Origin of the sequence: Brevundimonas sp., assembly GCF_035627055.1 — a bacterium.
In the GTDB taxonomy this organism is placed as follows: domain Bacteria; phylum Pseudomonadota; class Alphaproteobacteria; order Caulobacterales; family Caulobacteraceae; genus Brevundimonas.
This window is the reverse complement of sequence record NZ_DASPMM010000009.1, coordinates 27,372-53,223: the sequence shown is the minus strand read 5'-3', so window position 1 is coordinate 53,223 and position 25,852 is coordinate 27,372. Positions and strand designations below refer to the sequence as shown.

The 25,852-nt window shown below is 71.4% G+C and carries 27 protein-coding genes, 1 pseudogene and 1 riboswitch; of the genes and pseudogenes, 15 read left to right on the top strand and 13 right to left on the bottom strand.

Annotated elements, in window-relative coordinates; genetic code table 11:
- Nucleotides 1-45 precede the first annotated feature (45 nt).
- A riboswitch (TPP riboswitch) is annotated at nt 46-154 on the bottom strand.
- Between the two features lie 47 nt (nt 155-201).
- The 3 genes from VEA98_RS03475 to VEA98_RS03465 are packed head-to-tail and all read right to left on the bottom strand — an operon-like array spanning nt 202 to nt 2,069.
- Nucleotides 202-582: a hypothetical protein gene (locus VEA98_RS03475; protein ID WP_324811087.1), complete on the bottom strand. Its 381-nt coding sequence runs from the start codon at nt 580-582 to the stop codon at nt 202-204.
- Nucleotides 583-584: 2 nt separating this feature from the next.
- Nucleotides 585-1,409: a TIGR02587 family membrane protein gene (locus tag VEA98_RS03470; RefSeq protein WP_324811086.1), complete on the bottom strand. Its 825-nt coding sequence runs from the start codon at nt 1,407-1,409 to the stop codon at nt 585-587.
- A 39-nt stretch (nt 1,410-1,448) separates the two neighbouring features.
- Nucleotides 1,449-2,069 (bottom strand): TetR/AcrR family transcriptional regulator, encoded by a 621-nt coding sequence (locus tag VEA98_RS03465; RefSeq protein WP_324811085.1) that lies wholly within the window; start codon nt 2,067-2,069, stop codon nt 1,449-1,451.
- 440 nt (nt 2,070-2,509) lie between these two features.
- Between VEA98_RS03465 and VEA98_RS03460 the strand changes: the two genes are divergently transcribed.
- Nucleotides 2,510-2,968, top strand: coding sequence for a hypothetical protein (locus VEA98_RS03460; RefSeq protein WP_324811084.1), 459 nt, complete (start codon nt 2,510-2,512; stop codon nt 2,966-2,968).
- Between the two features lie 17 nt (nt 2,969-2,985).
- Nucleotides 2,986-3,982 (top strand): annotated as a pseudogene (locus VEA98_RS03455) (D-cysteine desulfhydrase).
- 100 nt (nt 3,983-4,082) lie between these two features.
- Here VEA98_RS03455 and VEA98_RS03450 read toward each other — a convergent pair.
- The 3 genes from VEA98_RS03450 to VEA98_RS03440 form a co-directional block, all read right to left on the bottom strand.
- Nucleotides 4,083-4,718 (bottom strand): hypothetical protein, encoded by a 636-nt coding sequence (locus tag VEA98_RS03450; RefSeq protein ID WP_324811083.1) that lies wholly within the window; start codon nt 4,716-4,718, stop codon nt 4,083-4,085.
- Nucleotides 4,719-4,790: 72 nt separating this feature from the next.
- Entirely contained in the window at nt 4,791-5,549 is a 759-nt protein-coding gene (locus VEA98_RS03445; protein WP_324811082.1) for a transporter, read from the bottom strand.
- Nucleotides 5,550-5,648: 99 nt separating this feature from the next.
- A complete protein-coding gene (locus VEA98_RS03440) occupies nt 5,649-6,221 on the bottom strand; it encodes an NADPH-dependent FMN reductase (RefSeq protein WP_324811081.1) in 573 nt (190 codons plus the stop codon).
- Between the two features lie 181 nt (nt 6,222-6,402).
- Between VEA98_RS03440 and VEA98_RS03435 the strand changes: the two genes are divergently transcribed.
- From VEA98_RS03435 to VEA98_RS03420, 4 genes are all read left to right on the top strand, one after another.
- Nucleotides 6,403-7,065: an aspartate/glutamate racemase family protein gene (locus tag VEA98_RS03435; protein WP_324811080.1), complete on the top strand. Its 663-nt coding sequence runs from the start codon at nt 6,403-6,405 to the stop codon at nt 7,063-7,065.
- 39 nt (nt 7,066-7,104) lie between these two features.
- On the top strand, nt 7,105-8,037 hold the full coding sequence (locus tag VEA98_RS03430; protein ID WP_324811079.1) for a nucleoside hydrolase: 933 nt from the start codon (nt 7,105-7,107) through the stop codon (nt 8,035-8,037).
- A 58-nt stretch (nt 8,038-8,095) separates the two neighbouring features.
- Complete coding sequence (locus VEA98_RS03425; RefSeq protein ID WP_324811078.1) at nt 8,096-8,944, top strand: ribokinase; 849 nt, start codon at nt 8,096-8,098, stop codon at nt 8,942-8,944.
- A gap of 69 nt (nt 8,945-9,013) precedes the next feature.
- Nucleotides 9,014-11,866, top strand: coding sequence for a pitrilysin family protein (locus VEA98_RS03420; RefSeq protein ID WP_324811077.1), 2,853 nt, complete (start codon nt 9,014-9,016; stop codon nt 11,864-11,866).
- A 182-nt stretch (nt 11,867-12,048) separates the two neighbouring features.
- Here VEA98_RS03420 and VEA98_RS03415 read toward each other — a convergent pair whose 3' ends face one another.
- Nucleotides 12,049-12,720 (bottom strand): bifunctional 4-hydroxy-2-oxoglutarate aldolase/2-dehydro-3-deoxy-phosphogluconate aldolase, encoded by a 672-nt coding sequence (locus tag VEA98_RS03415; protein ID WP_324811076.1) that lies wholly within the window; start codon nt 12,718-12,720, stop codon nt 12,049-12,051.
- Between the two features lie 121 nt (nt 12,721-12,841).
- On the opposite strand from VEA98_RS03415, the gene VEA98_RS03410 reads away from it, so the two are divergent.
- From VEA98_RS03410 to VEA98_RS03400, 3 genes are read left to right on the top strand one after another with little or no spacing between them, the layout of a single operon-like run.
- Complete coding sequence (locus VEA98_RS03410) at nt 12,842-13,201, top strand: hypothetical protein (protein WP_324811075.1); 360 nt, start codon at nt 12,842-12,844, stop codon at nt 13,199-13,201.
- Nucleotides 13,198-13,755: a hypothetical protein gene (locus VEA98_RS03405; RefSeq protein ID WP_324811074.1), complete on the top strand. Its 558-nt coding sequence runs from the start codon at nt 13,198-13,200 to the stop codon at nt 13,753-13,755. Before VEA98_RS03410 ends, VEA98_RS03405 begins: the two co-directional genes overlap by 4 nt.
- 34 nt (nt 13,756-13,789) lie before the next feature.
- Complete coding sequence (locus tag VEA98_RS03400; RefSeq protein WP_324811073.1) at nt 13,790-14,086, top strand: hypothetical protein; 297 nt, start codon at nt 13,790-13,792, stop codon at nt 14,084-14,086.
- 56 nt (nt 14,087-14,142) lie between these two features.
- Here the strand turns inward: VEA98_RS03400 and VEA98_RS03395 are convergent, their stop codons facing one another.
- Nucleotides 14,143-14,994: an alpha/beta hydrolase gene (locus tag VEA98_RS03395; RefSeq protein ID WP_324811072.1), complete on the bottom strand. Its 852-nt coding sequence runs from the start codon at nt 14,992-14,994 to the stop codon at nt 14,143-14,145.
- Nucleotides 14,995-15,068: 74 nt separating this feature from the next.
- On the opposite strand from VEA98_RS03395, the gene VEA98_RS03390 reads away from it, so the two are divergent.
- The 6 genes from VEA98_RS03390 (at nt 15,069) to VEA98_RS03365 (ending at nt 20,371) form a co-directional block, all read left to right on the top strand.
- A complete protein-coding gene (locus VEA98_RS03390) occupies nt 15,069-15,323 on the top strand; it encodes an Lrp/AsnC ligand binding domain-containing protein (protein ID WP_324811071.1) in 255 nt (84 codons plus the stop codon).
- 205 nt (nt 15,324-15,528) lie between these two features.
- Nucleotides 15,529-16,713: an acyl-CoA dehydrogenase family protein gene (locus tag VEA98_RS03385; RefSeq protein WP_324811070.1), complete on the top strand. Its 1,185-nt coding sequence runs from the start codon at nt 15,529-15,531 to the stop codon at nt 16,711-16,713.
- Nucleotides 16,714-16,718: 5 nt separating this feature from the next.
- Complete coding sequence (locus VEA98_RS03380; protein ID WP_324811069.1) at nt 16,719-17,837, top strand: acyl-CoA dehydrogenase family protein; 1,119 nt, start codon at nt 16,719-16,721, stop codon at nt 17,835-17,837.
- 75 nt (nt 17,838-17,912) lie between these two features.
- Nucleotides 17,913-19,211 (top strand): homogentisate 1,2-dioxygenase, encoded by a 1,299-nt coding sequence (gene hmgA, locus VEA98_RS03375; protein ID WP_324811068.1) that lies wholly within the window; start codon nt 17,913-17,915, stop codon nt 19,209-19,211.
- The gene (locus tag VEA98_RS03370) at nt 19,208-19,600 is read left to right on the top strand and encodes a hypothetical protein (RefSeq protein ID WP_324811067.1); all 393 of its coding nucleotides are present in this window, start codon (nt 19,208-19,210) and stop codon (nt 19,598-19,600) included. Before hmgA ends, VEA98_RS03370 begins: the two co-directional genes overlap by 4 nt.
- 39 nt (nt 19,601-19,639) lie before the next feature.
- Nucleotides 19,640-20,371: a DUF1295 domain-containing protein gene (locus tag VEA98_RS03365; protein ID WP_324811066.1), complete on the top strand. Its 732-nt coding sequence runs from the start codon at nt 19,640-19,642 to the stop codon at nt 20,369-20,371.
- Between the two features lie 49 nt (nt 20,372-20,420).
- On the opposite strand, the gene VEA98_RS03360 is transcribed toward VEA98_RS03365, so the two are convergent.
- The 5 genes from VEA98_RS03360 to zwf all read right to left on the bottom strand — a co-directional run bounded on the left by VEA98_RS03360 (nt 20,421) and on the right by zwf (nt 25,848).
- The gene (locus VEA98_RS03360; protein ID WP_324811065.1) at nt 20,421-20,681 is read right to left on the bottom strand and encodes a hypothetical protein; all 261 of its coding nucleotides are present in this window, start codon (nt 20,679-20,681) and stop codon (nt 20,421-20,423) included.
- A gap of 87 nt (nt 20,682-20,768) precedes the next feature.
- Nucleotides 20,769-21,746 (bottom strand): glucokinase, encoded by a 978-nt coding sequence (glk, locus tag VEA98_RS03355; RefSeq protein ID WP_324811064.1) that lies wholly within the window; start codon nt 21,744-21,746, stop codon nt 20,769-20,771.
- Nucleotides 21,747-21,798: 52 nt separating this feature from the next.
- Nucleotides 21,799-23,688, bottom strand: a complete 1,890-nt coding sequence (gene edd, locus VEA98_RS03350; RefSeq protein ID WP_324811063.1) for a phosphogluconate dehydratase — start codon at nt 23,686-23,688, stop codon at nt 21,799-21,801.
- Nucleotides 23,688-24,395, bottom strand: a complete 708-nt coding sequence (pgl, locus tag VEA98_RS03345; RefSeq protein WP_324811062.1) for a 6-phosphogluconolactonase — start codon at nt 24,393-24,395, stop codon at nt 23,688-23,690. Before pgl ends, edd begins: the two co-directional genes overlap by 1 nt.
- Nucleotides 24,388-25,848 (bottom strand): glucose-6-phosphate dehydrogenase, encoded by a 1,461-nt coding sequence (zwf, locus tag VEA98_RS03340; RefSeq protein ID WP_324811061.1) that lies wholly within the window; start codon nt 25,846-25,848, stop codon nt 24,388-24,390. The genes pgl and zwf overlap by 8 nt, the downstream gene beginning before the upstream one ends.
- Nucleotides 25,849-25,852 lie beyond the last annotated feature (4 nt).

The following is a 25,852-nucleotide window of genomic DNA, read 5'->3' as shown; positions in this document are numbered from 1 at the left end:
GTCCGCCGGCGCGGGGACGGTCCTGTGGCCCGAATTGGGGGCGTGGACCTGAAGCGTTACTCATCCCTTCGCCGGCATGACCCGGATCAGGTTCGACGGGTCAGAGGAACACCTCAATCTCAGCCGCTTGGATGCGACCCCCCGGAGAACGGCGCGACCCTAGGCCGAAGGGGCGGGGGGTTCAATCCGTCACGGCCGGGATCACGGCTCGGTCCAGCCGCGGGCGTGGAGCTCCAGGCCGGCGCGGGGGTCGGAGCGGAAGCCGAGGGTGACGGTCTCCTCGCCGCCGGCGGGGACGTAGTCGATCGTGGCGGAGGCGGTCTCGGCGCCGAGGACGCCCTCGATGCCGACGGCGGCGGCGGTGGACTGGCCGGTGTTGCGCACCTGGATTTCGGCCCGCCACTGGCCGGGGCCGCCGTGGACGGCGTGCAGACGCGGCTCGATCACGGGCGGGCCGCCGGGGCCCATGGCCTCGCGCAGGATGACGGCGAGGACGGCGAGGGTCAGCAGCAGGCCGAGGCCGCCCATGATCCACTCGAGGACCGGCGGCTTGGAATCTCGGGCGGGTTTCTTGGAGGGCATGGCTACACCAGCAGGCGGGCGGCCGCGGCGCCGAGCGCGCCGGGGAAAGACAGGACCACCACGGCGTCGACGATCTCGCCGGGGCCATGGCCGTCGGCGCGGCCGAACACCCACAGAACGTAGAGGCTGACCAGCAAGACCAGGCCGTAGCCGGCGAGGGTGTAGTGGAGGAAGGCCGTGAGCGGTCGCCCCTGCTCATGCTCGCCGGCGAAGCCCGCCCGGTAGACGATGGCGTGCATGACGGCGAGGGAGACGGCGATCAGGGCCGCGCCGTGCCAGGGCGTCATGCGGTAGGCGATGAGGATCATCTCCTCGGTCGGGGCGACGTTGAGGGCGAGGAACAGGGCCCCGGCGACCATCAGGAACAGCTCGCCGGGATAGCGCGCCTCGGCCTCGTCGCCGTCGCCGCGGCCGGCGCTGAGCTGACGCCGGGCCAGGAGGGCGCCCATGGCGCCGGGGACGGCCTGGAGAGCGATCTGGCCGGCGGACTGGCGCAGCGGTCCGCCGGGCTCGAGGATGGCCATGACCTTCAGCAGCAGGGCGGCGGTGAGATAGCCGACGGCGAGGGCGACGAACGCGTCGAGCACCGCATGGGCGAGGCCGTGATGGCGGTGGCTGAAGCCGGCGTAGTAGGCGAGGCCGACCAGCAGGGGCACGGCGGCGGCGAGGAACAGGGCCAGCCGGGCCGGGTGCAGGCTGAAGCCGAACCACCACATCTCCATCGTCATCAGCAGCGGCAGGCTGAACAGCAGGGCGCCGCCGAAGGCGCGGCCGAGGTCGCGGGCGTAGGCGGTTTCGCGGCGCGGCTGAACGGCGGCGGGGCTCATGGATACGGCAACGCCTGAGCAGGCGGTCCGCTCCGGCGCCTAGTCCGGGAAGGCGACCAGCAGGGCGTCGAGGGCGGTTTCGATGCGGGCCCAGCCGGCGTCGTCGAGAGCCACGCCGCCGACGCCGGGGCGGGCGCCGCCGCTGAGGGCGAGGTGCTGGACGGCGGCCAGAAGCACGGCGTTGATGGCCACGGCGTCGCCGGCGGGCGGCGTGCGCAGCCGCGGGCGGCGCTCGCGCATCCAGGCCTGGAGCACGGCCGAGCGCTCGGCCTCGATGCGGTTGAGCAGGGTCGAGGCCTCGACCAGGGCCCAGGCCATCAGCCGCAGGGTCAGGGGGCTGGCGCGCAGGGCGCCGAGCCAGGCCGACAGGCTCTCGCGGGCGAAGGTGCGCAGCGACTCCGTCCCGGAGGCGGGCACGGCGTCGAGGAAGCGGACCAGCGAAGCGTTGGCGCGGCGGGCGATGCGCTCGACCACGCCGTCGACGCCGTCGAAATAGCGGTAGACCAGCTTGCGGTCGCAGCCGGCCTCGGCGGCGAGGGTCTGGACGTTGAGGCCGGGGAAGCCGTCGCGCAGCAGGATGCGCTCGCCGGCCTCAACGATGAGGGCCTCGGTGGCGGAGCGGTCGCGCAGGCGGGCGGGGGCGGCAGGCGATTCGGCCATGGGGACAGCATCACGCCGCGAGGGCGGGGGGGCAAGGCAGGATGAGGATTAGGGCTTGGGGAACGTCTCTGTCCGTCATCCTCGGACTTGATCCGAGGATCAGAGGCGAGGGCCAGGCTGTGCAACGGGGGCGGCCCCGGGACGGCGCCCGCATCTGCTCGAGCGAGCGCCGGACGGTCTGATCCTCGGGTCAAGCCCGAGGATGACGGAGATGGGGAGCAGATAAGGTGCGGCCCGGCCTGCGTCGGGGGGGCGTGGCAGAGGCCGGGCCGCTGGTGGACTAGTCGAGCGCGCATCGCCGCTTGGTCCGACCGATAAACAGCGGTCGGAGAGTTCGGTTCCGGGGGTGGCGAGAACTTTTCTCCGGTCCGGTCACAAAGCTGGGGCGCGCCGCTGAACGAGGCTACAAACGTGCGGACAAGGAAACGCGAGAGGGTGTGATGACGCGTCGAAAGGTCGACGGCGAGTTGGTCAGGTTGAAGTGCCGGGCGTGCGGCGGCGAAGTCTCGCATCTGGTGCCGGGCGGCGACAGCGACATGGCCACCAATGGCCTTGGAACTGCCGCCAGCTGTTCGACGGACCGGGTGGCGCTTGGCGAAATGACAACGGAAGAATGGGCGGCCGGGGAGGCGGGACTGGCCAGTTTTGAAGGGCGGATTCAATCGGCCCTGGGCCTTCACGATCTGAAAGTCGTGCCTTTCCTGCGGGCGGAAAAACAAACAGCGGCCAAGGCGGGCGAGCCGTTTCCGTTGTTCCGCTCTCGCTACCGTCCGCCAGTCCTGATCTATAGGTGTCCTTGCTGTGGGGTCGGCGAAGCCGAGGTCGTTGCGACCATGTCGATTGCGGAGTTTCGCGCCAGAGGGGGAGAAATCCTCATCGACGGGAACGTTGAAATCTAGCTGTAAGGAAATCCGTCATGCACCTCGCCCGTTTCCCCCGCGTGCGCCTCGCCCATCTGCCGACGCCGCTGGAGCCGCTGCCGCGGCTGAGCGAGGAACTGGGCGTCGACCTGTGGATCAAGCGCGACGATTGCCGGTCTGGCGGGCGGCGGCAACAAGACGCGCAAGCTGGAATTCCTGCTCGGCGAGGCGTTCGAGCAGGAGGCGGATACGCTGGTGACCCAGGGGGCGGTGCAGTCGAACCATGTGCGCCAGACGGCGGCGGCGGCGGCGGCGCACGGCTTGGCCTGCGAGGTCATCCTGGAGGAGCGGACCGGGTCGAAGGCGCACGACTATACAGCCAACGGCAATGTGCTGCTGGACCGGCTGTTCGGGGCGGGGGTGCGGTTCGTGCCGGGCGGTTCGGACATGCCGGCGGAACTGGAGAAGACGGCGGCCGAGGTCAGGGCGCGCGGCGGGCGGCCGTATGTGATCCCGGGCGGCGGCTCCAACCCGGTGGGGGCGCTGGGCTATGTCGACTGCGCCCGGGAGATCGTGGTGGGGGCGGATGAGCTGGACCTGAGGATCGACCGGATCGTCACGGCCACCGGCAGCGCCGGGACCCACGCCGGACTGGTGGCCGGACTGGCGGTGATGGGGGCGGACATTCCGGTGCTGGGCATCGGGGTGCGGGCGCCGAAGCCGAAGCAGGAGGAGAACGTCCTGAAGCTGGCGCGCGAGACGGCGGCCCTGCTGGGGCGGCCGGACGCGGTGACGGCGGAGATGGTGGTCGCCGACTGCGACTATGTCGGCGAGGGCTATGGGCTGGTGGATCAGGGGGTCATCGACGCCCTGACGCTGGCGGCGCGGACGGACGGGATCGTGCTGGACCCGGTCTACAGCGGCAAGGCGATGAAGGGGCTGATCGCCCTGTCGCGCAAGGGCGCGTTCAAGGGCGAGACGGTGGTGTTCCTGCACACGGGCGGGGCGCAAGGGCTGTTCGGGTATGAGAGCGTGGTGGGGGCGGGGCTGTAGGGGCGACTTTGCAGCCAGCGTCCCGGCGCAGAGCGTCGGCCGTTGAAAGGAAATGGGGCCGCGCGAAGCGACCCCATTCCGCGATACCCGGGACAGTCGCCTAGTTCGGATCGACCTGGGTCTGGTCGACGCGGCGGCCGCGTTCCCGCCCTTCGTTGTCCATCGGGGCCTGGTCGAGAGGCGTGGCGCCGGACCTGTCGCCGCTGGAACTCCGGCCAGCGGCGTTCGCGGCGCCGGAGCCGGTCCCGCCGGCGGCGGCCTGGGCCTCACGGAGGCTCTGAAGGTTCAGTTCGGCGGTCGTCATGCCGGAGCCGGAGACCTCACGGCCCGCGCGCCGCGCCCGGGCGTCAACGCCGGCGGAAGCCGCCGCCGCGGCGCGGCGACGGGCCGTCGTCACTTCGGCATCGGCGTCGCCCGACGCATCGACACCGGTCCGGCCGGCCGCGACCGAGGCCGCGCCATCAGCCCCGGCGCGCACAGAGGCGCCCGGGTTCACGTTCGGAGCGGAGACCGCGGGCGTCGAGACCGAAGGCACGCCGACGCGCGGCGTGGTGACCGAAGGCGCCGTCACAGGCGGGGTCCGGACCGACGGTACGGTCACGGGCGGAGTCGTCACCCTCGGCACCTGAACGGGCGGCGTTCTGACAGAGGGGACGCTGGGAACGACCTGGGCCGAGGTCGCGCCCGCGACGGCGACGGCGGCGACGGCCGCGGAGAGGAAGAGAACGGGTTTCATCTTGTTATTCCTTAGGGTTTCCCCCCGGCCCGCAGTTAACACACCACCGTTCTTGGGGTTCCTCCAGCCACGCTAGAAGACGCGCCCAATGACCATGCCTAGGCCGAAGTCCGGCGTGCTGTCGGTCAGGCCCGCCGTGGCGTAGCCCGTGAACGCCCACCCCCCATCCGAGTCGAACCGGAAATAGGGGTTCACCAGAATCTGGTCGTCGAAGCCGGCGAGGTAGGCGGAGCGGAAATTGGCCTGAATGCCGAAATTGGCCCGGGGATTGGCCGCGTAGTTGACGCCGAGCATGGCCGTCGGCCCGTCCTCGAGTTCGAAGGCGACGGGATCGCCGAGCCACTGGTAGCCAAGGCTGCCCAGCAAGGTCACCGAACCGCTCAACGGCTGGCGCACCCCCAGCTGAACATTGTAGTCGGTCTCGCCGGTGCCGAGTTCCTCGTCGGCTGTCGGCAGCTTGACGCCGGCGCCCACCTCCCACTGGGTTTTCCCGGGTGCGGGATTCACCAGCTGATAGGTTGCGGAGAGGGTCACGTCGCCGAAGCCCGATCGTGCAATCACAGGGCCGGCGCCCGGGATGACCACGCCGCCGACCACTGAACCGGCCGGCCCCTTGATCCGCAGGTAGGGGGCCGTGGCGTCGAAGCGCCAGCGCGAGGTCGTGGCCCTGAGGGTCACGGGCGCAAACAGCAGTTCCGTGTCTTCGGCCCCGCCGTAGGAGCCGGTGGAGTAGTCGACGCCCACGGAGGGCTCCCAGGCGACCTGCGCCAGGGCGACGGACGGCTGCGCCAGAAGCGCGGCGGCGGCGGCGATGAGGTGCAAACGGGCCAAGTTGATTTTCCTCGGGCTGAAACCGTGGCCCTTAATCCGGGAGAACGATTTCGGTTGCCCACGCAGGGGGGGCGAAGGCAAGGCGCTCCGATCGACCCCTCAGGTCCCCCGCGGCAGCACCGTGTAGACGCGGCCGATGAAGCCGGCGAACTCGGCCATGAAGTTGGCGAGGAACTCCTCGGTGGAGGCCACGGTGACCTCGCCGTCATCGGTGACCAGGCCGGGGGTGAACTGGATGTAGGCCTCGGGCGAGTTCATCAGCGGCGCGTTGCAGAAGCCGAGCACGCCCTTGAGGTGCTGCTGGGCGAGGGCGGTCCCGATGGCCCCGGTCGAGGCGCCGATGACGGCGGTCGGCTTGCGCGCGAAGGCGTTGCTGCCATAGGGGCGGCTGGCCCAGTCGATGGCGTTCTTGAGCGCGCCGGGGATGGAGCGGTTGTACTCGGGCGTGACGAACAGGATGGCGTCCGAGGCGGTGATGGCGGCCTTGAAGGCGCAGGCCACGGGCGGGTAGTCGGCGTCGAAGTCGTAGCTGTAGAGGGGCAGGTCGCCGAACGGGATCTCCGACAGCTCGAGCTCGTCCGGGGCGAGGCGGGCGAGGGCGCGGGCCAGTTTGCGGTTGATCGAGGCGGTCGCCAGGCTGCCGACGAGGTAGCCCACCTTGTAGCGGGTCATGGGGCGCTCCGTGCAATGCTCAGCCCCCGGGCGCCTCAACCGGTGGCGGGCCGGGAAGTTGCCGGGGCCAGCCGATGTTTTTTGCGGCGCGCGGGCGGGCGTTCGCATCGGGCGGCGGTTTCGGCGCATAAGGGCGGCGGATCACCCGACTGGCGCGGCGCGGACGGGGAGCGGAGGCGAGATGAGCAAGGTTCTTGGGGTTCTGGGCGGCATGGGGCCGGCGGCGACGGTGGCCTTTCTGGCGCGGGTGCAGGCGCTGACCCCGGCGCAGGGCGACCAGGACCACATCCGGGTGATCGCCGACATCAATCCCAAGGTGCCCGACCGCAACCGGCAGCCCGACGCCGCCGAGCGGACGCTGGGCCAGATGGCGATGCGGCTGCGTGACGCCGGGGCGCAGGTGCTGGCCATGCCGTGCAACACCGCCCACGCCCAGGCGGCGGGCATCCGCAAGGTCGGCCTGCCCTTCATCGACATGATCGCCGAGACCACGGCGGCGGCCATCGCGGGCGGGGCGAGGAAGATCGGCGTGCTGGCCACGCCGGGCGGGGAGGCGCTGTACACCCGCTCGCTGCAGGCCACGGGGGCGCGGATCGTGAGGCTGACCGGAAGCGACCGCGAGGCCTTCATGGCCTGCATCTATGCGGTGAAGCGCGGCGACGTTGGCGAGGCGCCGCGGGCGGAGATGCGGCGGCTGGCGGCGGCCTTGGTCGCCGCCGGGGCCGAGGCGGTCATCGCCGGCTGCACGGAGGTGCCGCTGCTGCTGGAGGCGGGGGACGTGTCCGCGCCGCTGGTGGATTCGGCGGAGGTGCTGGCGGCGGCGTGCGTGAAGGCGTGCGCCTGACGGTTGCCTAAGCGGGCGAGGCGCTCCAAACCTGCCCGGGTGAACAGACAAGCCCTCATCATTGATTGCGACCCCGGCGTGGACGACGCCGTGGCGCTGATGCTCGCCTTCGGGGCGAACGAACTGGAGCTGCTGGCCGTCACCGCCGTGGGCGGGAATGTGCCGGTGGAGAAGACGGCGCGGAACGCGCGGATGCTGCGCCAGATCGCGGGGCGCGAGGACGTGCCGGTGTTCATGGGGGCGGAGCGGCCGCTGCGCCGCGAGCCGGCGGGGGCGGGGGAGTTTCACGGGGCCGAGGGGCTGGGCGACCTGACGCCGTTCGAGCCGGAGGCGCCGTGCGCGGCCGGTCATGCGGCGGACGCGATCGTCGATCTGGTGATGGCGCGGCCGGAGGGGTCCGTGGCGCTGGCGGTGATGGGGCCGCTGACCAACCTGGCGCTGGCGCTGCGGCGGGAGCCGGCGCTGGCGGCGCGGCTGGGGCCGGTGGCGGTGATGGGCGGGGCCCGGGCCGAGGGCGGCAACATCACGGCCTCGGCGGAATTCAACATCTGGGCCGATCCGGAGGCGGCGGCCGAGGTGCTGGCCAGCGGCTGCCAGGTGGTGCTGTTCGGGCTGGATGCGACGCATCAGGTGCGGGCGACGGACGAGCGCATCGCGACGCTGGAGGCGATCGGGACGGCGAAGGCGGAGACGGCGGCGTCGATGATGCGCTTCTCGCAGCGGATCGAGCGGGAGATCGTCGGCTGGGACGCCCCGCCGGTGCACGATCCGTGTCCTGTGGCCTGGCTGCTGAAGCCCGAGCTGTTCGAACTGGCGGCCTGCCATGTGCGGGTGGAGACGGAGAGCGAACTGACGCGCGGGCATACGGCGGTGGAGTTCCGTCGCGACGTGGCGGGGACGCTGCCGCACGGCTGGGCGGTGACGGCGGATGCGGAGGGGGTGTTCGCGCTCATCGCGGAGAAATGCGCGTGAGGTTTCGCCCCTCCACCGCTTCGCGGTCCCCCTCCTCCTGCGGGGGAGGAGACGGGTCGTGAGGATCACCGTCGTCGGCTCGATCAACCTCGATCTGGTGGCGTCGGCGCCGTCGCTGCCTCGGGCGGGGGAGACGGTGACGGGCGCGACGCTGGCGCGGCATCCGGGCGGCAAGGGCGCCAACCAGGCGCTGGCGGCGCGGCGGCTGGGGGCCGAGGTCTGTCTGGTCGGACGGGTCGGCGACGACGCCATGGCCGACGAGGCGACGGCGCTGCTGGAGGCCGGCGGGGTCGACCTGTCGCTGGTCGAGACGGACGCGGCGGCGCCGACGGGGGTGGCGCTGATCGCGGTCGATCCATCGGGCGAGAACCAGATCGTGGTGGCGGCGGGGGCCAATCACCGGGCGACGCCGGGGCAGCTGCCGGCGCGGATCGAGGGGCCGCTGATCGCCCAGCTGGAGCTGCCGCTGGAGACGGTGGAAGCGGCGGTGGGGCGGGCGACGGACTTCGTCTGCGTCAACCTGGCCCCGGCCCAGCCGGTGTCGGATCAGCTGCTGCGGCGGGCCGACCTGATCGTGGTCAATGAGACCGAGGCGGCGTTCTACGGCGAGGCGCTGCATCAGGGCGGGGGACGGGTGGTGACGACGCTGGGCGCCCGGGGCGCGGTGATGCTGCAGCGCGGGGCCGAGATCGCGAGGGCGGCGCCGCCGAAGGTGACGGCGGTGGATGCGACCGGGGCGGGGGACGCCTTCGTCGGGGCGATCTGCGTGGCGCTGCTGGAAGGGATGGAGCCGGAGGCGGCGCTGCGCTTCGCCTGCGCGGCGGGGGCGCTGGCGGCGACGCGGCCGGGGGCCCAGCCGTCGCTGCCGACGCGGGCCGAGGTCGAGGCGATCATTACAGCGACGTAACTTGGGAGGCGGCGGGACGGCTGGCAGGGTCCGGTCCTCTGTGCAGACCTGACCCGGGGGAACCGCCCAATGACCCGCACCGCCGCGCTTCTGGGGGCCTCGCTGCTGGCCCTCGCCTCGCCCGCCTTCGCCCAGACGGCCGAGCCAATCTCCGTGCCGCCGCTGGAGTATACGCATCGCGAGCTGGCCAACGGGCTGGACGTCTACGCCATGCCGGACCCGAGCGCCGGCACCGTGACGGTGACGCTGTGGTATGACGTGGGCGGCAAGGATGACCCCGAGGGCCGCAGCGGCTTCGCCCACCTGTTCGAGCACATCCTCAGCCGCAAGACGGTCAACCTGCCCTATGGCCAGATCTCGACCATGGTCGAGAACGCGGGGGGCAGCCGCAACGCCTCGACCGGGCAGGACTTCACCAACTACTACGAGACGGTGCCGCCGCAGTATCTGGAGCGGATGCTGTGGACCCACGCCGAGCGGATGGCGCGGCCTGTGGTCGACCAGGAGGTCTTCGACACCGAGCGCTCGATCGTCCAGGAGGAACTGCGCCAGCGCGTCCTGGCCCCGCCCTACGGCCGCTTCCAGCGCTTCGTGATCGGCGACAACAGCTTCGACGAGAGCATCTATCGGCGCAGCGTGATCGGCTCGCTGGAAGAGCTGAACTCGGCGCGCATCGAGGACGCGCGGGCCTTCCACGAGGCCTATTACCGACCGGCGACGGCGACGATGATCGTTTCGGGCAATTTCGATCCGGCGCAGCTGGACCGCTGGGTCGACCAGTATTTCGCCGGCATCCGCAATCCGGATCGCCCGGTGCCGGTGTTCGAGCGGCCGGTGGAGACGCCGCGCACGGCGCCGCGGAGCGTCGACGCCTATGCGCCGAACGTGCCGCTGCCGGCGGTGGGGGTGATCTATCCGGGCGTCGCGGCCAACCACCCGGACGCGGCGGCGCTGGAGGTCATGTCGGCCATCCTGTCGCGCGGCGAGAGCTCGCGTCTGCACCAGGCCCTGGTCTACGAGACCCAGCTGGCCGCCAACGCCGGGCTGGGCGTCAGCAGCAACGAGGAGGATGGCGTTCTCATCGCCACCGCCATCGTGGCGCAAGGCAAGGCCGTGGCGGATGTCGAGGCGGCGCTGGACGCCGAGCTGGCGCGCATCCGCAACGAGCCGGTGACCGAGGCCGAACTGGCCGAGGCCAAGACCGAGATCGTGGCCGGCGAGCTGCGCCAGCGCGAAACGGCCTCGGGCCGGGCCTTCATCCTCGGACAAGCGATCGTCAGCGAGAACAATCCGAAGGCGCCGGACGAGAACCTGGCGGCGATCCAGGCGGTGACGGCGGACGACGTGCAGCGGGTGGCGCGGACCTGGCTGAACGACCAGGCGCGGGTCTCGGTGCGCTATCAGAACGAGAGCGCGCGGCCCGCGGGCGTGCCCGAGGACAGCTGGCGCAACCCGGCCCCGGTCCCGACCTTCGTGACCGTGCCCCCGGCCGTGCTGCCGCCGAACGAACTGCTGCCCGAGGGCCAGCGCATGGCTCCGCCGGCGCTGGGCGAGGCGCGGGCCATGGCCGCGCCCACGGTAGCCGAACGCATTCTGCCGAACGGTCTGCGGATCATCGCCGCGAAATCGACCGACCTGCCGATCATGAACGCCCAGATCGTGCTCGGCGGCGGCGCGGCGGCCGATCCCGCGGACCGGCCCGGGTTGGCGACGATGACGGCCGCTCTCGCCACCCAGGGCGCGGGCGGACGCTCGGCGCCGGAGATCGCCCGGACGCTGGAGGCGCTGGGCGCCAACATCGGCGGCGGCGCGGGCGCCGACGCCACCCAGATGTTCGTCTCGGCCCCCATCGCCTCGGCCGACGAGGTGGGTGCGGTGCTGGCGGACGTGGTGCAGCGACCCGATTTCGTCGAGGCCGAGGTGGCCCGGAGCCGCACCCAGGCGGTCAACGGACTGCGCGTCAATCTGAGCCAGCCCGGGCCGCTGTCGTCGCTGGTGCTGAACCGGCTGCTCTATGGCGCCTCGCCCTACGGCGCGCCGAGCTCGGGCACGCCGGAGTCGGTGGCGGCGATCACGCGTGACGAGATCGTCGGCTTCCACCAGCGCTGGTGGCGGCCCGACAACGCCACTGTGGTCGTCACCGGCGGCATGGAGCCGGAGGCGGCCTTCGCCTGGGCCGAGCGGGTGCTGGGCGGATGGTCGCGGCCCTCGACGCCGAAGCCTACGGTCGCCGAGCGCGCCGGGGCGCCGACCGGCCCGCGCGTGGTGGTGGTCGACATGCCCGGCGCGGGGCAGGCGGCGGTGACGGCGGCGGTGCGGGCGCCGCGCCGCGCCGATGACGCCTACTATCCGCTGTCGGTGGCCAATGCGGTGATGGGATCGGGCCAGAACGGGCGACTGTTCCAGGAGGTCCGGGCCAAGCGCGGCCTCAGCTACGGCGCCTATTCGAACCTCAGCTCGCGGGCCGAGGGCGGGGCCCTGATCGCCTCGACCCAGACCAAGAACGAGAGCGCCGCCGAGGTGGTCGGTTTGGTCCTGGCCGAGTTCGACCGGCTGGCCGCCGAGCCCGTGGCGGACGCCGAGGTGACCAACCGCGAGACCTTCATCACCGGCGGTTTCCTGCGCTCGCTGGAGACGACCGGCGGACTGGGCGGCCAGCTGGCGGCGGCGGTGATCGACGGCCTGCCGCTGTCGGAGATCGAGACCTATCCGCAGAAGATCGCGGCCACCACGCCCGAGAGTCTGCGCCAGGCGGCGGGGATCGTCAGCGCGGACGACGCCATCGTGGTCGTGGTCGGACAGGCCGACATGTTCATCGACGCCCTGAGGGCCGCGCACCCGGACGTGGTGGTGATCCCGGCGGCGGAGCTGGATCTGAACAGCCCGACGCTGGGGCTGATGCAGGTGCGCGCGGCGCAGTAGGCCTGGCTCTCTCCTCCCCGCGCCTCCGGCGTGGGGAGGGTGACCGCGAAGCGGTGGGAGGGGTGGGGACCCTGCGCGGTCGCCCCCAGGATCTGCGTGGAGGTTTCACCCCTCCACCATCTTCCGCCCTGCGGGCTCCAGATGGTCCCCCTCCCCATCGCTGCGCGACGGGGAGGAGACAGTCACCTGCCCCGGAACGCTGCGATCGCGTCCACCGTCTTGCGCACGTTCGCCTCGATGGCGGCCCAGTCGCCGGCCTTCACCGCCGCATCGGTGACCAGTTTCGAGCCCATGCCGGCGGCGACGATGCCGGAGCCGAACCATTTGGCGATGGAGGCCTCGTCGGGGTCGACGCCGCCGGTGGGCATGATCTTCGTCCACGGCATGGGGCCGAGCACGGCCTTGACGAAGTCGGCCCCGCCGACGCTGGCGCCGGGGAACAGCTTGACGATGTCGCAGCCCAGCTCGTGGGCCTGGCCGATCTCGGTGACCGAGCCGCAGCCCGGGAAGTAGGCGGTCATGCGCCGGTTGCAGACGCGGGCGACCTCGGGGACGAGGCAGGGGCTGACCACGAAGCGGGCGCCGCGGTTGAGGTAGAGGGCCGCCGTGCCGGCGTCGACCACCGAGCCGATGCCGAGGATGACGTCCGGGTCGGTGCGCTGGAGCTCGCGGGAGAGATCGCCGAACAGGTCCACCGCGAAGTCGCCGCGGTTGGTGAATTCGATGGCCCTGGCGCCGCCGCGGGCGCAGGCGCGGATGACGTTCAGGCTGACCTCGGGGTCCGGGTGATAGAAGACGGGGGCCACGCCCTGGGCTTCGAGGGCGGTGAGGACGGCGAGGCGGTCGTGGCGCATGGCGGGGCTCCGGAGTTCCTCAACCTGACTCGGCCGACGGATCGGGCGCGTCAAGGGAGCCGGCTTCAAACCCTGTGAACCGTGCACGGAACCGGACGAAGGGCAGAGGGTTTTCGACCCGATGCCCGCCACCTTCCTGTCACTTTTGCTGCTCGGTGCGCCGCCGCAGAGCGCGCCCCCGCCCGCCTCCGAGATCGCGCCGGCGCCGGACATCGAGCTGTCGATCACGGCCCATGCGGACCAGGTCCGCTGGCGGCAGGTCGGCTCGGTCTCCGTGCGGGCGTGGAGCGAACCGTCGGGGGCGGTGATCGAGGAGAACCTGAGCACCGGCCTGCCGCGGCCGATCCCCGGTCAGCGCACGTTCCGCGACATCGACTGGCGGCTGAGGGCGGCCGCGACCATCGCCGACCCGGCCCCACACATCGAGATCGAGGCCGGCCCCGCGCCGGCGACTGCAACCCCCGAAGGAGACGAGGAATGAAGCTCTTGCTGACGGGCGGCGTCGCCGCCGCAGTCCTGTTCGGCGCCGGCGCGGCGGCGGCCCAGACCCCGCCCCCCTCGCAGGTTCCGCCGGTGGAGCCGGTTTCGAGCCAGCCCTGGCCTACCGCGCCGGCCGATCCGTCGGCCGAGCCGGACGTGCTGCTGGACGTGCCGAACCTGTCGGTCGAGGAGATCACCATCGAGGTGGAGAATCTGGAGGCCCATCTGGCGCTGGAGGCGCGGCTGGCCAACCTGCTGTTCCTGAAAGCCGGGGCCGACGTCACCATCGACAACGTCAAGGTCACCATCAAGGGGGTCGAGGCCCAGGTGCTGCTCAAGGTCCGGCTGGACAATGTGCGGCAGATCATCGACCGGACGCTGACCACCATCGATCGCAATCCCGAGATCCTGGAGCGACTGCTGACCACGGTCGACAACACCGTCGATACGGTCGGCGGGGTCGCCAATACGACGCTTCAGCCCGGCGGGGTGGTCGACAACGCCGTCGGGACCGTCGGCCAAGTGGCCGGAGAGGCCATCCCGCCCCGGCAATAGATCGCCGCCCCGCAACCTGAAGAGGAGACCTGAAATGAACACCCTGACCCGACTGGCCCTCGCGGCCGCGCTCGCCGCCGCGCCGCTGGCCGCCTGCACCCAGCAGGAAGCCGACAACGCCGCCGACACGGCCGGGGAGACGGCCGAGACCGCCGGCTCCGCGGTGCGCGACACCGCCGGCGACGCCGCCGACGCCACCCGGGACGCGGCCGGGACGGTGGCGGACGAGACGCGCGAGACCGTCGACAACGCGACCACCACGACCGAGGAAACCTCCGTCCGGGCCGGCGACGACGGGCTGGAGGTGCGCAACACCGAGACCCAGCGCTAGGGTCCGCAGACCACCCGAGGCGGCGGGCCGCTCCGCAAAGGGCGGGCCGTTCGCGTTCAGCCGGCCTTCGCCAGCCCGACGATCCGCTTCACCAGGGCGCTGCCCGGGTCGAACAGCGGGTCGAGCACGCTGAAATGGTTGAGGCCGGGGAGGGCTTCGTAGCGGGTCTCGACGCCCTGCCCGCCCCACAGGTCCGCCATCATGCGCGACTGGCGCAGGAACTCGGAGCTTTCGTCGGCGCCGACGAGGCAGTCGAGCACCGTGCCGCCGGGGGTGGAGCCGTTGGGAACCGGCCAGTGAACGGGCGACAGGGCCGACGCCTCGGCCGCGTCGAGGCGCAGGGCGACGTTGATCGAGGTCGGGATCAGGGGGGCGAGGTCGAAGACGCCGCTGATGGAGACGGCGGCGGAGGCGCGGGCCTCGCTGAGCAGGCAGGCGGCCATGTGGCCGCCGGCGGAGTGGCCGAAGACGACCGGGCGGACGCCGGCAAGGCCGCGGACGGCGTCGGCGGCGGCGCGGACCTGACGCAGGATGTGGCCGAGACGGACGGCGGGGGCGAGGTCGTAGGAGGGGATGGCGAGGCTGACGCCGTGGGCCAGAAGCGCGGGGGCGAGACCGGAGAACCAGCTGCGGTCCAGCGCCTGCCAGTAGCCGCCGTGGAGGAAGACGGCGACGGGGGCGTCGTCTGCGGCGGAGAACAGGTCCATGACCTCCCGTTCGCCAGGGCCGTAGGCGATCTCCAGCGGCGGATGGGCGGCGCGCGCGGCGGCGGCGGAGTCGCGCCAGCGCAGCATCACCGCCTGATGATCCGGCACCCGGGCGCGGTTGTTGTATTCGGCCTCAGGGTCGAGGGGCGAGGGGCGAGGGTCGAGGGTTTGACCCTGCCCGGCATTTTCGTTCAGCGTCACTCGCCTTACCCTCTCGCTGGCGTATAGGAGTCAGGACCCCTCGCCCCTCGCCCCTCGCCCCTGGAACGCCCGCCATGATGACCGCCATCTTCGTCTTCATCAAATGCGAGCTGGGCCACGCCAACGACGTGGCGGCGGATATCGTGGACAATGTCGAATACGTCTCGGAGGTCTATTCGACCTCGGGCCAGTACGACCTGCTGGCCAAGTTCCAGCTGCCGAAGGACATGGACATCGGCACCTTCGTGACGAAGTCGGTGCAGACCCGGGCGAACATCCGGGACACGTTCACGGTGATTACGTTCTCGCCGTTCCTGCCGACGAAGTGAACCGGTTCTCCCTCCCCGTCCCGGGGAGGGTGTCGGCGAAGCCGACGGGTGGGGAGGGCTTGGCGAGGGGAGTACTGCTGTCCTGCCGAGCCGCCCCCACCCGGCTTCGCCTGCGGCTCAGCCACCCTCCCCCGCTGGGGGAGGGAGAACGCTGACGCTACGTCATCGCTCAATCGCTGCTAACGTCGCGTCGACGGAGGCGCGAATGACCGACCTGGAGACCTTCCGCGCGCAGACGCGGGCGTGGCTGGAGGCGAACTGCCCGGCCGAGTGCCGCGGGCCGGTGGCCAGCGACGAGGACCGGGTGTGGGGCGGACGCAAGGCGACCTTCCCGACGCCGGCGCACAAGCTCTGGCTGGAGCGGATGGGCGCGCGCGGCTGGACCGCGCCGGAGTGGCCGAAGGCCTACGGGGGCGGCGGGCTGAGTCGCGAGGAGGCCAAGGTGCTGGCCTCGGAGATGCGCCGCATCGATGCGCAGTCGCCGCTGGCCAGTTTCGGGGTGTGGATGCTGGGGCCGGCGCTGCTGCAGTTCGGGACGGAAGAGCAGAAGCGGCGCTTCCTGCCGGAGATCGTGCGTGGGGAGATCCGCTGGTGCCAGGGCTATTCCGAGCCGGGCGCGGGGTCGGACCTGGCGGCGATCCAGACGCGCGCGGAGGACCGGAGCGACCACTGGATCGTCAACGGCCAGAAGGTGTGGACCTCGTACGCCGACAAGGCCGACTGGATCTTCTGCCTGGTGAGGACCGACCCGGAGGCGCCCAAGCATCTGGGCATTTCCTTCGTCCTGTTCGACATGGCCACGCCGGGGGTGAGCACGCGGCCGATCACCCTGATCAGCGGCAAGAGCCCGTTCTGCGAGACCTTCTTCGACGACGTGCGGGTCGAGAAGGCGAACCTGGTCGGGACGCTGAACCGCGGCTGGGACGTGGCCAAGCACCTGCTGGCGCATGAGCGGACCATGATCGGGGCCATGGGCGAGATCGCCGGCGGACGGCCGCTGGGGCAGGTGGCGACGGGGTCGATCGGGCTGGACGATGACGGCCGGCTGGACGAGCCGATGCTGCGGGCGCGGATCGCCGAGCTGGAGGTCGACGCGGCGGCGTTCCGGTTGGCGATGGAGCGGACCGGCGACCTGGCCAAGGCGGGGCAGGCGCATCCGGCCATCGCCTCGATGCTGAAATACTACGGCTCGGAGCTGAACAAGCGGCGGCACGAACTGCTGATGGCCGCGGGCGGTTCGGACGCGCTGGAGTGGGAGGGCGAGCGCTCGCGCGAGGGGGCGATGGCGCGCGACTGGCTGCGAACCAAGGCCAACTCCATCGAGGGCGGAACCAGCGAGATTCAGCTGAACATCATCGCCAAACACCTGCTGCAACTTCCGGGCGCCTGACCGCCATGCCGCTGATCCTGACCGAAGAGCAGACGATGCTGAAGGAGGCCGCCGAGGGCTTCCTGGGCGAGCGCGCGCCGATTTCGCATCTACGAAAGTTGAGGGACAGCCGCGATCCGGACGGGGTGTCGCGGGCGCTGTGGCGGGCGTTCGGGGAGATGGGGTTTGCGGGGGTTCTGATCCCGGAGGCGCATGGCGGCTCGGGGCTCGGCGCGGTCGAGGCCGGGGTGGTGGCCGAGGCGCTGGGGCGGACGCTGACGCCGTCGCCCTTCCTGGGCTCGGGCGTGCTGGCGGCGACGGTGCTGAAGGGCGGGTCGGGGGAGCAGCAGGCGGCGTGGCTGCCGCGGATCGCGGCGGGGGAGGCGATCGTCTCGCTGGCCGTGGACGAGGGGCCGAAGCATGCGCCGGCGCGGATGACGACCCTGGCCGAGCGGTCGGGCAACGGCTTCCGGCTGAACGGCGCCAAGGCGTTTGTGCTGGACGGCCATGTCGCGGATGCGCTGATCGTTGCGGCGCGGACGGACGACGGGCTGGGCCTCTTCCTGGTCGATCCGTCGACGGACGGGGTGACGGTCGAACGGACGGTGATGGTCGACGCGCACAATGCGGCGCGGGTGACCCTGACCGAGGCCGAGGTCGATGCGGATGCGCTGATCGGTTCGGTCGAGGCCGGCGAGGCGTTGCTTGAGGGCGCGCTGAACCTCGGCCGGGCCTGCGCGGCGGCGTCTCTGACCGGGGCGGGGGATCAGGCCTTTCAGACGACGCTGGACTATCTGCGGACGCGGAAGCAGTTCGGCAAATTCATCGGCGAGTTCCAGGCGCTGCAGCACCGGGCGGCGCATCTGTTCTCGGAGATCGAGATCGCCCGGGCGGCGGTGATGGGGGCGCTGCAGGCTCTGGACGCGTGCAGGGAAGGCGCGCCGCTGGCCGTGTCGGTGGCCAAGGCGAAGGCCGGCCGCGTCGCCGAGCTGGCGGTGCAGGAGGCGGTGCAGATGCACGGCGGCGTCGGCATGACCGACGAGTTCGAGGTCGGCCTGTTCATGAAGCGGGTGCGGGTGCTGAACGAACTGCTCGGCGACGCGGGGTTCCATCAGGAGCGGATGGCGCGAAGCCAGGGGTTCTGACGCCGGCTACGGTGTTTCCCCGGGGTGGCGAGGTCGAACGGCGAACGCTAAACGTCGGACAGGGAGACAACGCCTATGACGACGCGAGCCAACGCGCCTGCCTATATGCCGGGGTTCGGCAATCATTTCGCGACGGAGGCCGTTGCGGGCGCCCTGCCCGAGGGGCGGAATTCGCCGCAGCGGACGCCGATGGGGCTGTATGCGGAGCAGTTGTCGGGGACAGCGTTCACCGCGCCGCGCAGCGAGAACCGGCGCTCGTGGCTCTACCGGCTGAGGCCGTCGGCGCAGCATCCCGCCTACAAGCCCTTTCGGCAGGGACTGGTGCGGTCGGGGCCGTTCCACGAGGCGCCGCCGAGCCCGAACCGGATGCGCTGGGATCCGCTGCCGATGCCGGCCGAACCGACCGACTGGGTCGAGGGGCTGGTGACCTATGGCGGCAACGGCGACCCCGAGGCGGGGGCGGGGACGGGCATCCACCTGTACGTGGCGAACCGGGCCATGATCGACCGGGTGTTCTACTGCGCCGACGGCGAGCTGCTCATCGTGCCGCAGATGGGGGAGCAGGTCTTCGTCACCGAGATGGGCCGAATCGACGCGCGGCCCGGCGAGATCGTGGTCATTCCGCGCGGCGTGCGCTTCCGGGTCGAGTGCGGCGGGCCGATCCGGGGCTATGTCTGCGAGAACTACGGCGCGGCGTTCCGCCTGCCGGACCTGGGGCCGATCGGCTCGAACGGGCTGGCCAATCCGCGCGATTTTCAGACGCCCGTGGCGGCGTTCGAGGACGTGGACCGGCAGACCGAGTGCGTGCAGAAATTCGGCGGGCGGCTGTACAGCACGACCTTCGATCACAGCCCGCTGGACGTGGTCGCCTGGCACGGCAACAACGCGCCGTACAAATACGACACGGCGAGGTTCAACACGATCGGGACGGTCAGCTACGACCATCCGGATCCGTCGATCTTCACGGTGCTGACGTCGCCGAGCGATACGCCGGGAACGGCCAACGCCGACTTCGTGATCTTCCCGCCGCGCTGGATGGTCGCCGAGGACACCTTCAGGCCGCCGTGGTTCCATCGCAACGTGATGAGCGAGTTCATGGGACTGGTGACCGGCGAATACGACGCCAAGGAGGGCGGCTTCGCCCCGGGCGGGGCGAGCCTGCACAATTGCATGAGCGGGCATGGCCCGGATCAGGCCTCCTACGACAAGGCGGTGGCGGCGGAGCTGAAGCCGGTCAAGATCGAGAACACCCTCGCCTTCATGTTCGAGACGCGGATGCCGATCCGCACCACGGAATGGGCGCAAACCAGTCCGACCATGCAGCTGGACTACGACGACGTCTGGACGGGTTTCGAGAAAGGCCGCGTGACATGAAGCGATTGATGATGGCGGCGGCGCTGTTCGCGGCGGCGTGCCAGCCGATGCCGGCGGACGGCGGCAAGACCGACCTGGCCGAGGCGGCGCCGGCCGCGCCCGTGGCCCAGACGGGCGCGGACGATGCGGCGGCCTGCTCGGCGCGGGGCGGCAAGATGCTGCCGCAGGGACGGATGCAGACGATGCGCTGCGTCGTCTCCTATACGGACGCCGGCAATCGCTGCACCGACGGCGACGAGTGCCAGGGCGACTGCCGGGTCGAGGATGTGGCCAATGCGCCCCAGGCCGGCGCCGCGGCGGTCGGCCAGTGCCAGGCCACCAGCAGCCGGTTCGGCTGCTACACCACGGTCGAGGACGGCAAGGCCGAAGCCACCATCTGCGTCGACTGAGCGGATGCATCCGGCGTCGAACAGCGGCGTTGCCGTGAGATGAACCTGGCCGAGATCGCCGCCCTGCTGGGCCTGAACCTGGTCCTGTCGCTGGCGGTGATGACCGCGGCGTGGGCCGTGGTGCGAAGGACCGGGCGGTTCGGCCTCGTCGATGCGATGTGGCCGCTGGTCATGCTGCTGGCGGCGGCGACGACCTTCCTGATCGTCGACGGCGACCCTGTGCGCAAGGCGTTGCTGGTCTGGCTGACGGCCGTGTGGGCGGTGCGCGAGGCGTGGCGGGGCTTGTCGCCGCGTATCCGGATCGAAGCAGACGCGCGCTATGCTCAGGCGTTCGAGGGCGGCGCCGGGTTCCGGGCTTCGGCCGCCGCGCCGTTGCTGCTGTGCTTCCTGCCGCAGGCCGCGCTGGCGTGGCTGACCGCCCTTCCGGCGCAGCTGGGGCAGGTGACGTACGAGCCGGGCGTCGGCTGGATCGGATGGAGCGGCGCGGTGCTGGCCGTGGCGGGCCTGGCGGTCTCCGGCCTCGGCGATCTGCGCCGGACCGCGTTTCGCAAGCAGCCGCCGGCGGCCGGCGGCGTCCTGGCGAGGGTGTGGCGGCGGTGGCGGGGGCGGCCCGACTACGCGGGCGACATCGCCGTCTGGTGGGGGCTGTTCCTGATCGCCGCCGAGACCGGGCCCGGCCGGTGGTCGCTGATCGGGCCGCTGTTCCTGACCTGGACGCTGGCGCACTGGGCGAAGACGGAAAACCCCCGCCGCGTGAGCGACGGGGGCTGACCATTCGAAGGGTTCACGCGGGCGTCATGAGCGCCCGCGGTCGTCCGTCCTACTGACCCGGGTTCGCCGTCGACGGCGAGGTGTTCGGGGTGTTCTCGGTGGTCATGCCGCCGTCGGCGTTGCCGCCTTGTTGCTCGACCTGGTCGGCCTTTTCGTTGAGCGCGGTTTCGGCGGCTTCCGTCGGAGCGGCGTCGGCCTGGGCTTCCAGGGCGTCGGCCTTCTCCTCGGCGGCGTTGTCGGCCGGGCTGTTGCAGGCGGCCAGGCCGGCGAAGGCGAAGGCGGCGACGGAGGCGATGATCAGCTTACGCATGGGAGGTTCCTTCCACAGTGGAGCCACGATAATGCGCCGCTTCGAATTTGGTTCACGCGCCCGTGACCGATCCGTGAGACTCCCGACTTAGCCGGCTTCGGCGAAGGCCACCCGCGCCGCGCCGAGCAGGGCCGCGTGCTTGTGCAGGATGACGTGGGTCGGGATGGCGGCCATGTAGTCGGTGAACCGGCCCTTGCGCTCGAAGCGCTCGCGGAAGGGGCTGGCCTGCAGGAAGGGCAGGATGCGCGGCGCGATGCCGCCGGCGATATAGACGCCGCCGCGCGCGCCGGTGGTCAGGGCGATGTCGCCGGCGACGGCGCCGAGAATGGCGCAGAAGCGCGCCAGGGTGGCCCCACAGGCGCTGCGCGGATCGGCCAGGGCCTCGTCCGTGATCTGGGCCGGATCGTCGATGTGGGTTTCGCGGCCGTCGATCTCGGCCAGGGCGCGGTGCATGTTGAGCAGGCCGGGGCCGCAGATCAGTCGCTCGATTGAGACGCGGTCGTAGCGGCGGCGCAGGATCCGCAGGATCTCGTCCTCGATCGGATCGCCGGGCGCGAAACAGGCGTGGCCGCCCTCGGACGGCATGGCCATCTCGCGGCCGTGGAAATCGCGGATCAGGGCCGAGACGCCGAAGCCGGTGCCGGGGCCGAGAACGGCGATGGCGGAGGCCGGGTCGCCCTCTTCGGGCCCGCCGAGCGAGGCGAGTTCGTCCCGCGGCACGACCGGCGCACCCCAGGCGAGGGCCTCGAAATCGTTGATCAGGCGCACCGGGTCGAGGCCCAGCGCGCCCAGTTCCTGCTCCGAGACCCGCCAGGGTGAGTTGGTCAGGTCGATGGCGCCGTCGGTGACCGGGCCGGCGACGGCGATGACGCCCGAGGTCGGCTTGACCTCGCAGCCGTCGAGGTAGGCCTTCACCCCGCCGAGAAAGGTCGGGTGGTCCGCGCCCTTGAAGCTCTGGTGGTGTTCGAGCACCGGCTTGCCGTCGATCATGTGGGCGATGGCGAAGCGGGCGTTGGTGCCGCCGACGTCGCCCACGAGCAGCGTCTTGTCCCAGGCGATGGTCATCGGATGTCTGCCCTGTCGTTCGCCGCGCGGCGGCTCTCTGCTTGAGGGGCCGTCATGCGTCGACCGCGCGGTCGTTGAGGTTCGGATCGGGCTGGCTGTCATTCCATGTCGAGCCGCCGACGGGCAGGGCGAAACAGACCGAGGCGCCCTCCTCGGCCGTCGAGACGACGTGGCGGAAGGCGCTGAACAGCTCGCGGCCGTAGCCCCAGGCCGAGCCGCCGGCGTGTTCGGCCGAGCGGGTGGCGGGGACGCGGCTCGACAGGTCGACGCCGACCGTGGTCAGGACGCCGGCGTCCGGATCGAGCCGGATGATGTCGCCGTCGCGGACGCGGGCCAGCATGCCGCCGGCCAAGGCCTCGGGCGAGACGTGGATGGCGGCGGGCGTCTTGCCCGAGGCGCCGGACATGCGGCCGTCGGTGACGAAGGCCACCTTGAAGCCCTTGTCGAGCAGGACCCCGAGGGCCGGGGAGAGGCTGTGCAGTTCGGGCATGCCGTTGGCCTTCGGGCCCTGGAAGCGGAGGACCACGACGACGTCGCGGTCGAGCCTGCCGTCCTTGAAGGCCTGCAGGGCGTCCTCCTGGGTCTCGAAGACGGCGGCGGGCGCCTCGACGATGCGGTTCTCCGGCTTGACCGCCGACACCTTGATGACGGCGCGGCCGAGATCGCCCTGGACCAGGCGCAGCCCGCCCTCGCGGTCGAACGGATCGGAGGCGGGACGCAGGATGTCGGTGTCGAGACTTTCGCTGACGCCGTCGCGCCAGACCAGCTCGCCGTCGACCAGCGACGGCTCCTGGAAATAATGGTGGATGCCGGGGCCCATGATGGTCTGGACGTCGGTGTGGATGTGGCCGTGCCCGGCCAGCTCGCGGGCCACGAAGGCGACGCCGCCGGCGGCCTGGAAGGCGTTCACATCGGCCGAGCCGTTGGGATAGACCCGGGCGAGCAGGGGGGTGACCGACGACAGCTGGTCCATGTCGGTCCAGTCGATCAGCACGCCGGCCGCTCGGGCCATGGCCACGAGGTGGATGGCGTGGTTGGTCGATCCGCCGGTGGCCAGCAGGGCGACGATCATGTTGACCACGGACTTCTCGTCGACGACGTCGGCCATGCGGCCCCGGCCCTCGCGGGCGAGGGTGACGGCCTGTTTCGCGGCGGCGGCGGTGAGGGCGTCGCGCAGGCCGGTCTCCGGGTGCACGAAGGCGGTCGAGGGCATGTGCAGCCCGGCCAACTCCATCATCATCTGGTTGGAGTTGGCGGTGCCGTAGAAGGTGCAGGTGCCGGGCGAGTGGTAGGAGCCGATCTCGCTTTCGAGCAGCGTCTTCCGGTCGACCTTGTTCTGGGCGTAGAGGCCGCGGATGCGGGCCTTCTCGGCGTTGGGAATGCCGCTGGGCATGGGGCCGGCGGGGGCGAAGACGACGGGCAGGTGGCCGAAGGCCAGCGAGCCCATGAACAGGCCGGGCACGATCTTGTCGCAGACGCCGAGACAGATGACGGAGTCGAAGGCGTCGTGGGTCAGGGCCACGCCGGTGGACAAGGCGATGACGTCGCGGCTGAACAGCGACAGCTCCATGCCGGGCCGGCCCTGGGTGACGCCGTCGCACATGGCGGGGGTGCCGCCGGCGACCTGCGCCGTCGCGCCCGCCTCGCGCACCGCCTCGCGGATGATCGGGGGGAAGCGCTCGAACGGCGTATGGGCCGAGAGCATGTCGTTGTAGGCGGTGACGATGCCGACGTTGGGCTGCTGGCCGCCCATGGCGACCAGCTTGTCGCGCACCGGCTGGCCGGCGAAGGCGTGGGCCCAGTTGGCGCAGCTGAGCTTGGCGCGGGCCACGCCCGAGGCGGCGGCGGCGTCCATGCGGCGCAGGTAGTCGGAACGGGTGGCGCGGGAGCGCTCGACGATGCGGGCGGTGACCTCTGCGACGACGGGGTTCAGGGTCGGCATCAGGCGGCCTCCGTCCAGAGCACTTCGAGCGGGGCGCCGTGGGCGATCAGGGCGGCGATCGGATGGGTGTTCGGATCGCCGGCGGCCTCCTGCTCGAAGACCTCGCGCTTCTTCGCCCCGGTCAGGGCGAGGACGACGCGGCGGGCGCCGGTCAGGTAGGGGATGTTGATGGACAGCCGCTCGAGCGAGGGCGGCATGCCGTCGCGGCCGGCGGCGACGCCGAACACGGTGGGGCGCAGCGCCGGGCTGAGCAGCGACTTGAGGGCGGGATTTCCGGGGAACATGGAGCAGATATGGCCATCCTCGCCCATGCCGAGAAGGGCTGCGTCGATGCGCCCGCCCTCGGCCGCAAGGGCGTGGGCGGCGACGGCGGCGGCGCGGTCGATGGTCACCTGCGGGCTGTACAGGGGGATGAAGCGGGCGGCCGCCGCGGGGCCGGTCAGCAGGGTGCGCTTGATCAGGGCGGCGTTGGAGTCGGATGAGGATTCCGGGACGTAACGCTCGTCCACCAGGGTGACGACGACCTTCGACCAGTCGAGCGGCGCCTCTGAGAGACGGGCGTAGATCGGCGACGGGGTGGAGCCGCCGGCGCCGGCGAACACGGCCTGGCCGGTCTCGGCGAGGGCGGCGGACAGGGTGTCGGCCAGGCGGAGCGCGCAGGCGGCGGCCCAGGCCTCGGCGTTCGGAAAGGTCTCGATCTCAGGCATCGCCGGAATTCCATTCGCGGCCGGTGCGGGACAGCAGCAGGTCGGCGGCCTCGGGGCCCCAGGTTCCGGCGGCGTAGTCGTGCGGTTTGAAGGCCGCGCCCTCCCAGGCCTCGGAGACCTCGTCGACCCATTTCCACGCCTGCTCGGCCTCGTCGCGGCGCACGAACAGGGTGGAGTCGCCGTGCAGAGCGTCGAGCAGCAGCCGCTCGTAGGCGATGCGGCGGCGCGGCGGCCGGGCCTCCCGGTCGTTCTGGCCCCAGGACAGGCTCATGCGGATGGGCTGGAGCTGCATGCGCTGGTCGAGGCCGGGCTGCTTGTTCATCACCGAGAGGGAAATGTCCTCCTCGGGCTGGAGTTCGATCACCAGGCGATTGGCCTCGATGGAACCGCGCTCACCCTGGCCGAAGATCGAGTGCGGCACCGACTTGAACTGGATGACGATCTCGGTGCGTTTCTCGGGCAGGCGTTTGCCGGTGCGCATGAAGAAGGGCACGCCGGCCCAGCGCCAGTTGTCGATGTCGGCGCGGACGGCGACGAAGGTCTCGGTGTCGGACTCGGCGCCGCGCTCCTCGTCGTAGCCGGGGACGGGTTGGCCCTCCACGGTTCCGGCGACGTACTGGCCGCGCACCGTGACGCGCTCGGCCTCTTCATGGGTGATGGGTCGCAGCGAGCGCAGGACCTTGACCTTCTCGTTGCGGACGGAGTCGGGATCGAGGTCGGACGGCGGCTCCATGGCCACGAGGCAGAGCAGCTGCAGCATGTGGTTCTGCAGCATGTCCCGCAGGGCGCCGTACTCGTCGTAATACGGCCAGCGGTCGCCGACCCCGACGGTCTCGCCGACGGTGATCTGGACGTGGTCGATCGACAGGTTGTTCCACAGCGGCTCGAAGATGGTGTTGCCGAAACGCAGGGCGATCAGGTTCTGGACCGTCTCCTTGCCGAGGTAGTGGTCGATGCGGAAGACCTGGTGCTCGGAGAAGGCGTCGGCGACGGCGTCGTCGATCTGGCGGAAGGTCTCGAGGTCGCGGCCGACCGGCTTTTCCAGAACGACGCGGTCCTCGGCCTCGGCCAGGCCGGCGGCGCGCATCGCGGTGACGATGCGGGCGTAGAGCGAGGGCGAGACGGCGAGGAAGGAGGTGCAGGCGCCGTCGCCGACCTTGTCCTTGAGCGGCTTGAGGCTTTCGGCGCTGGTCGCATCGACGGCGAGGTAGTCGAGCCGGGCCTCCATCCGGGCCCAGGCGTCGCCGGCCCAAGCGTCGTCGGCCTTCGCCTTGGCTTCGACGGACTGGCGGACCTTGGCGACGTAGTCGTCGCGGCTCTCGTCGGAGCGGGCGGCGCCGATGATCTTGAGGCCGTCGGGCAGCAGGCCGTCGTGCTCGAGGAAGTAGAGCGAGGGCAGCAGCATGCGCATCGCCAGATCGCCGCCGCCGCCGAACAGCACCAGGGCCGCCATGCCG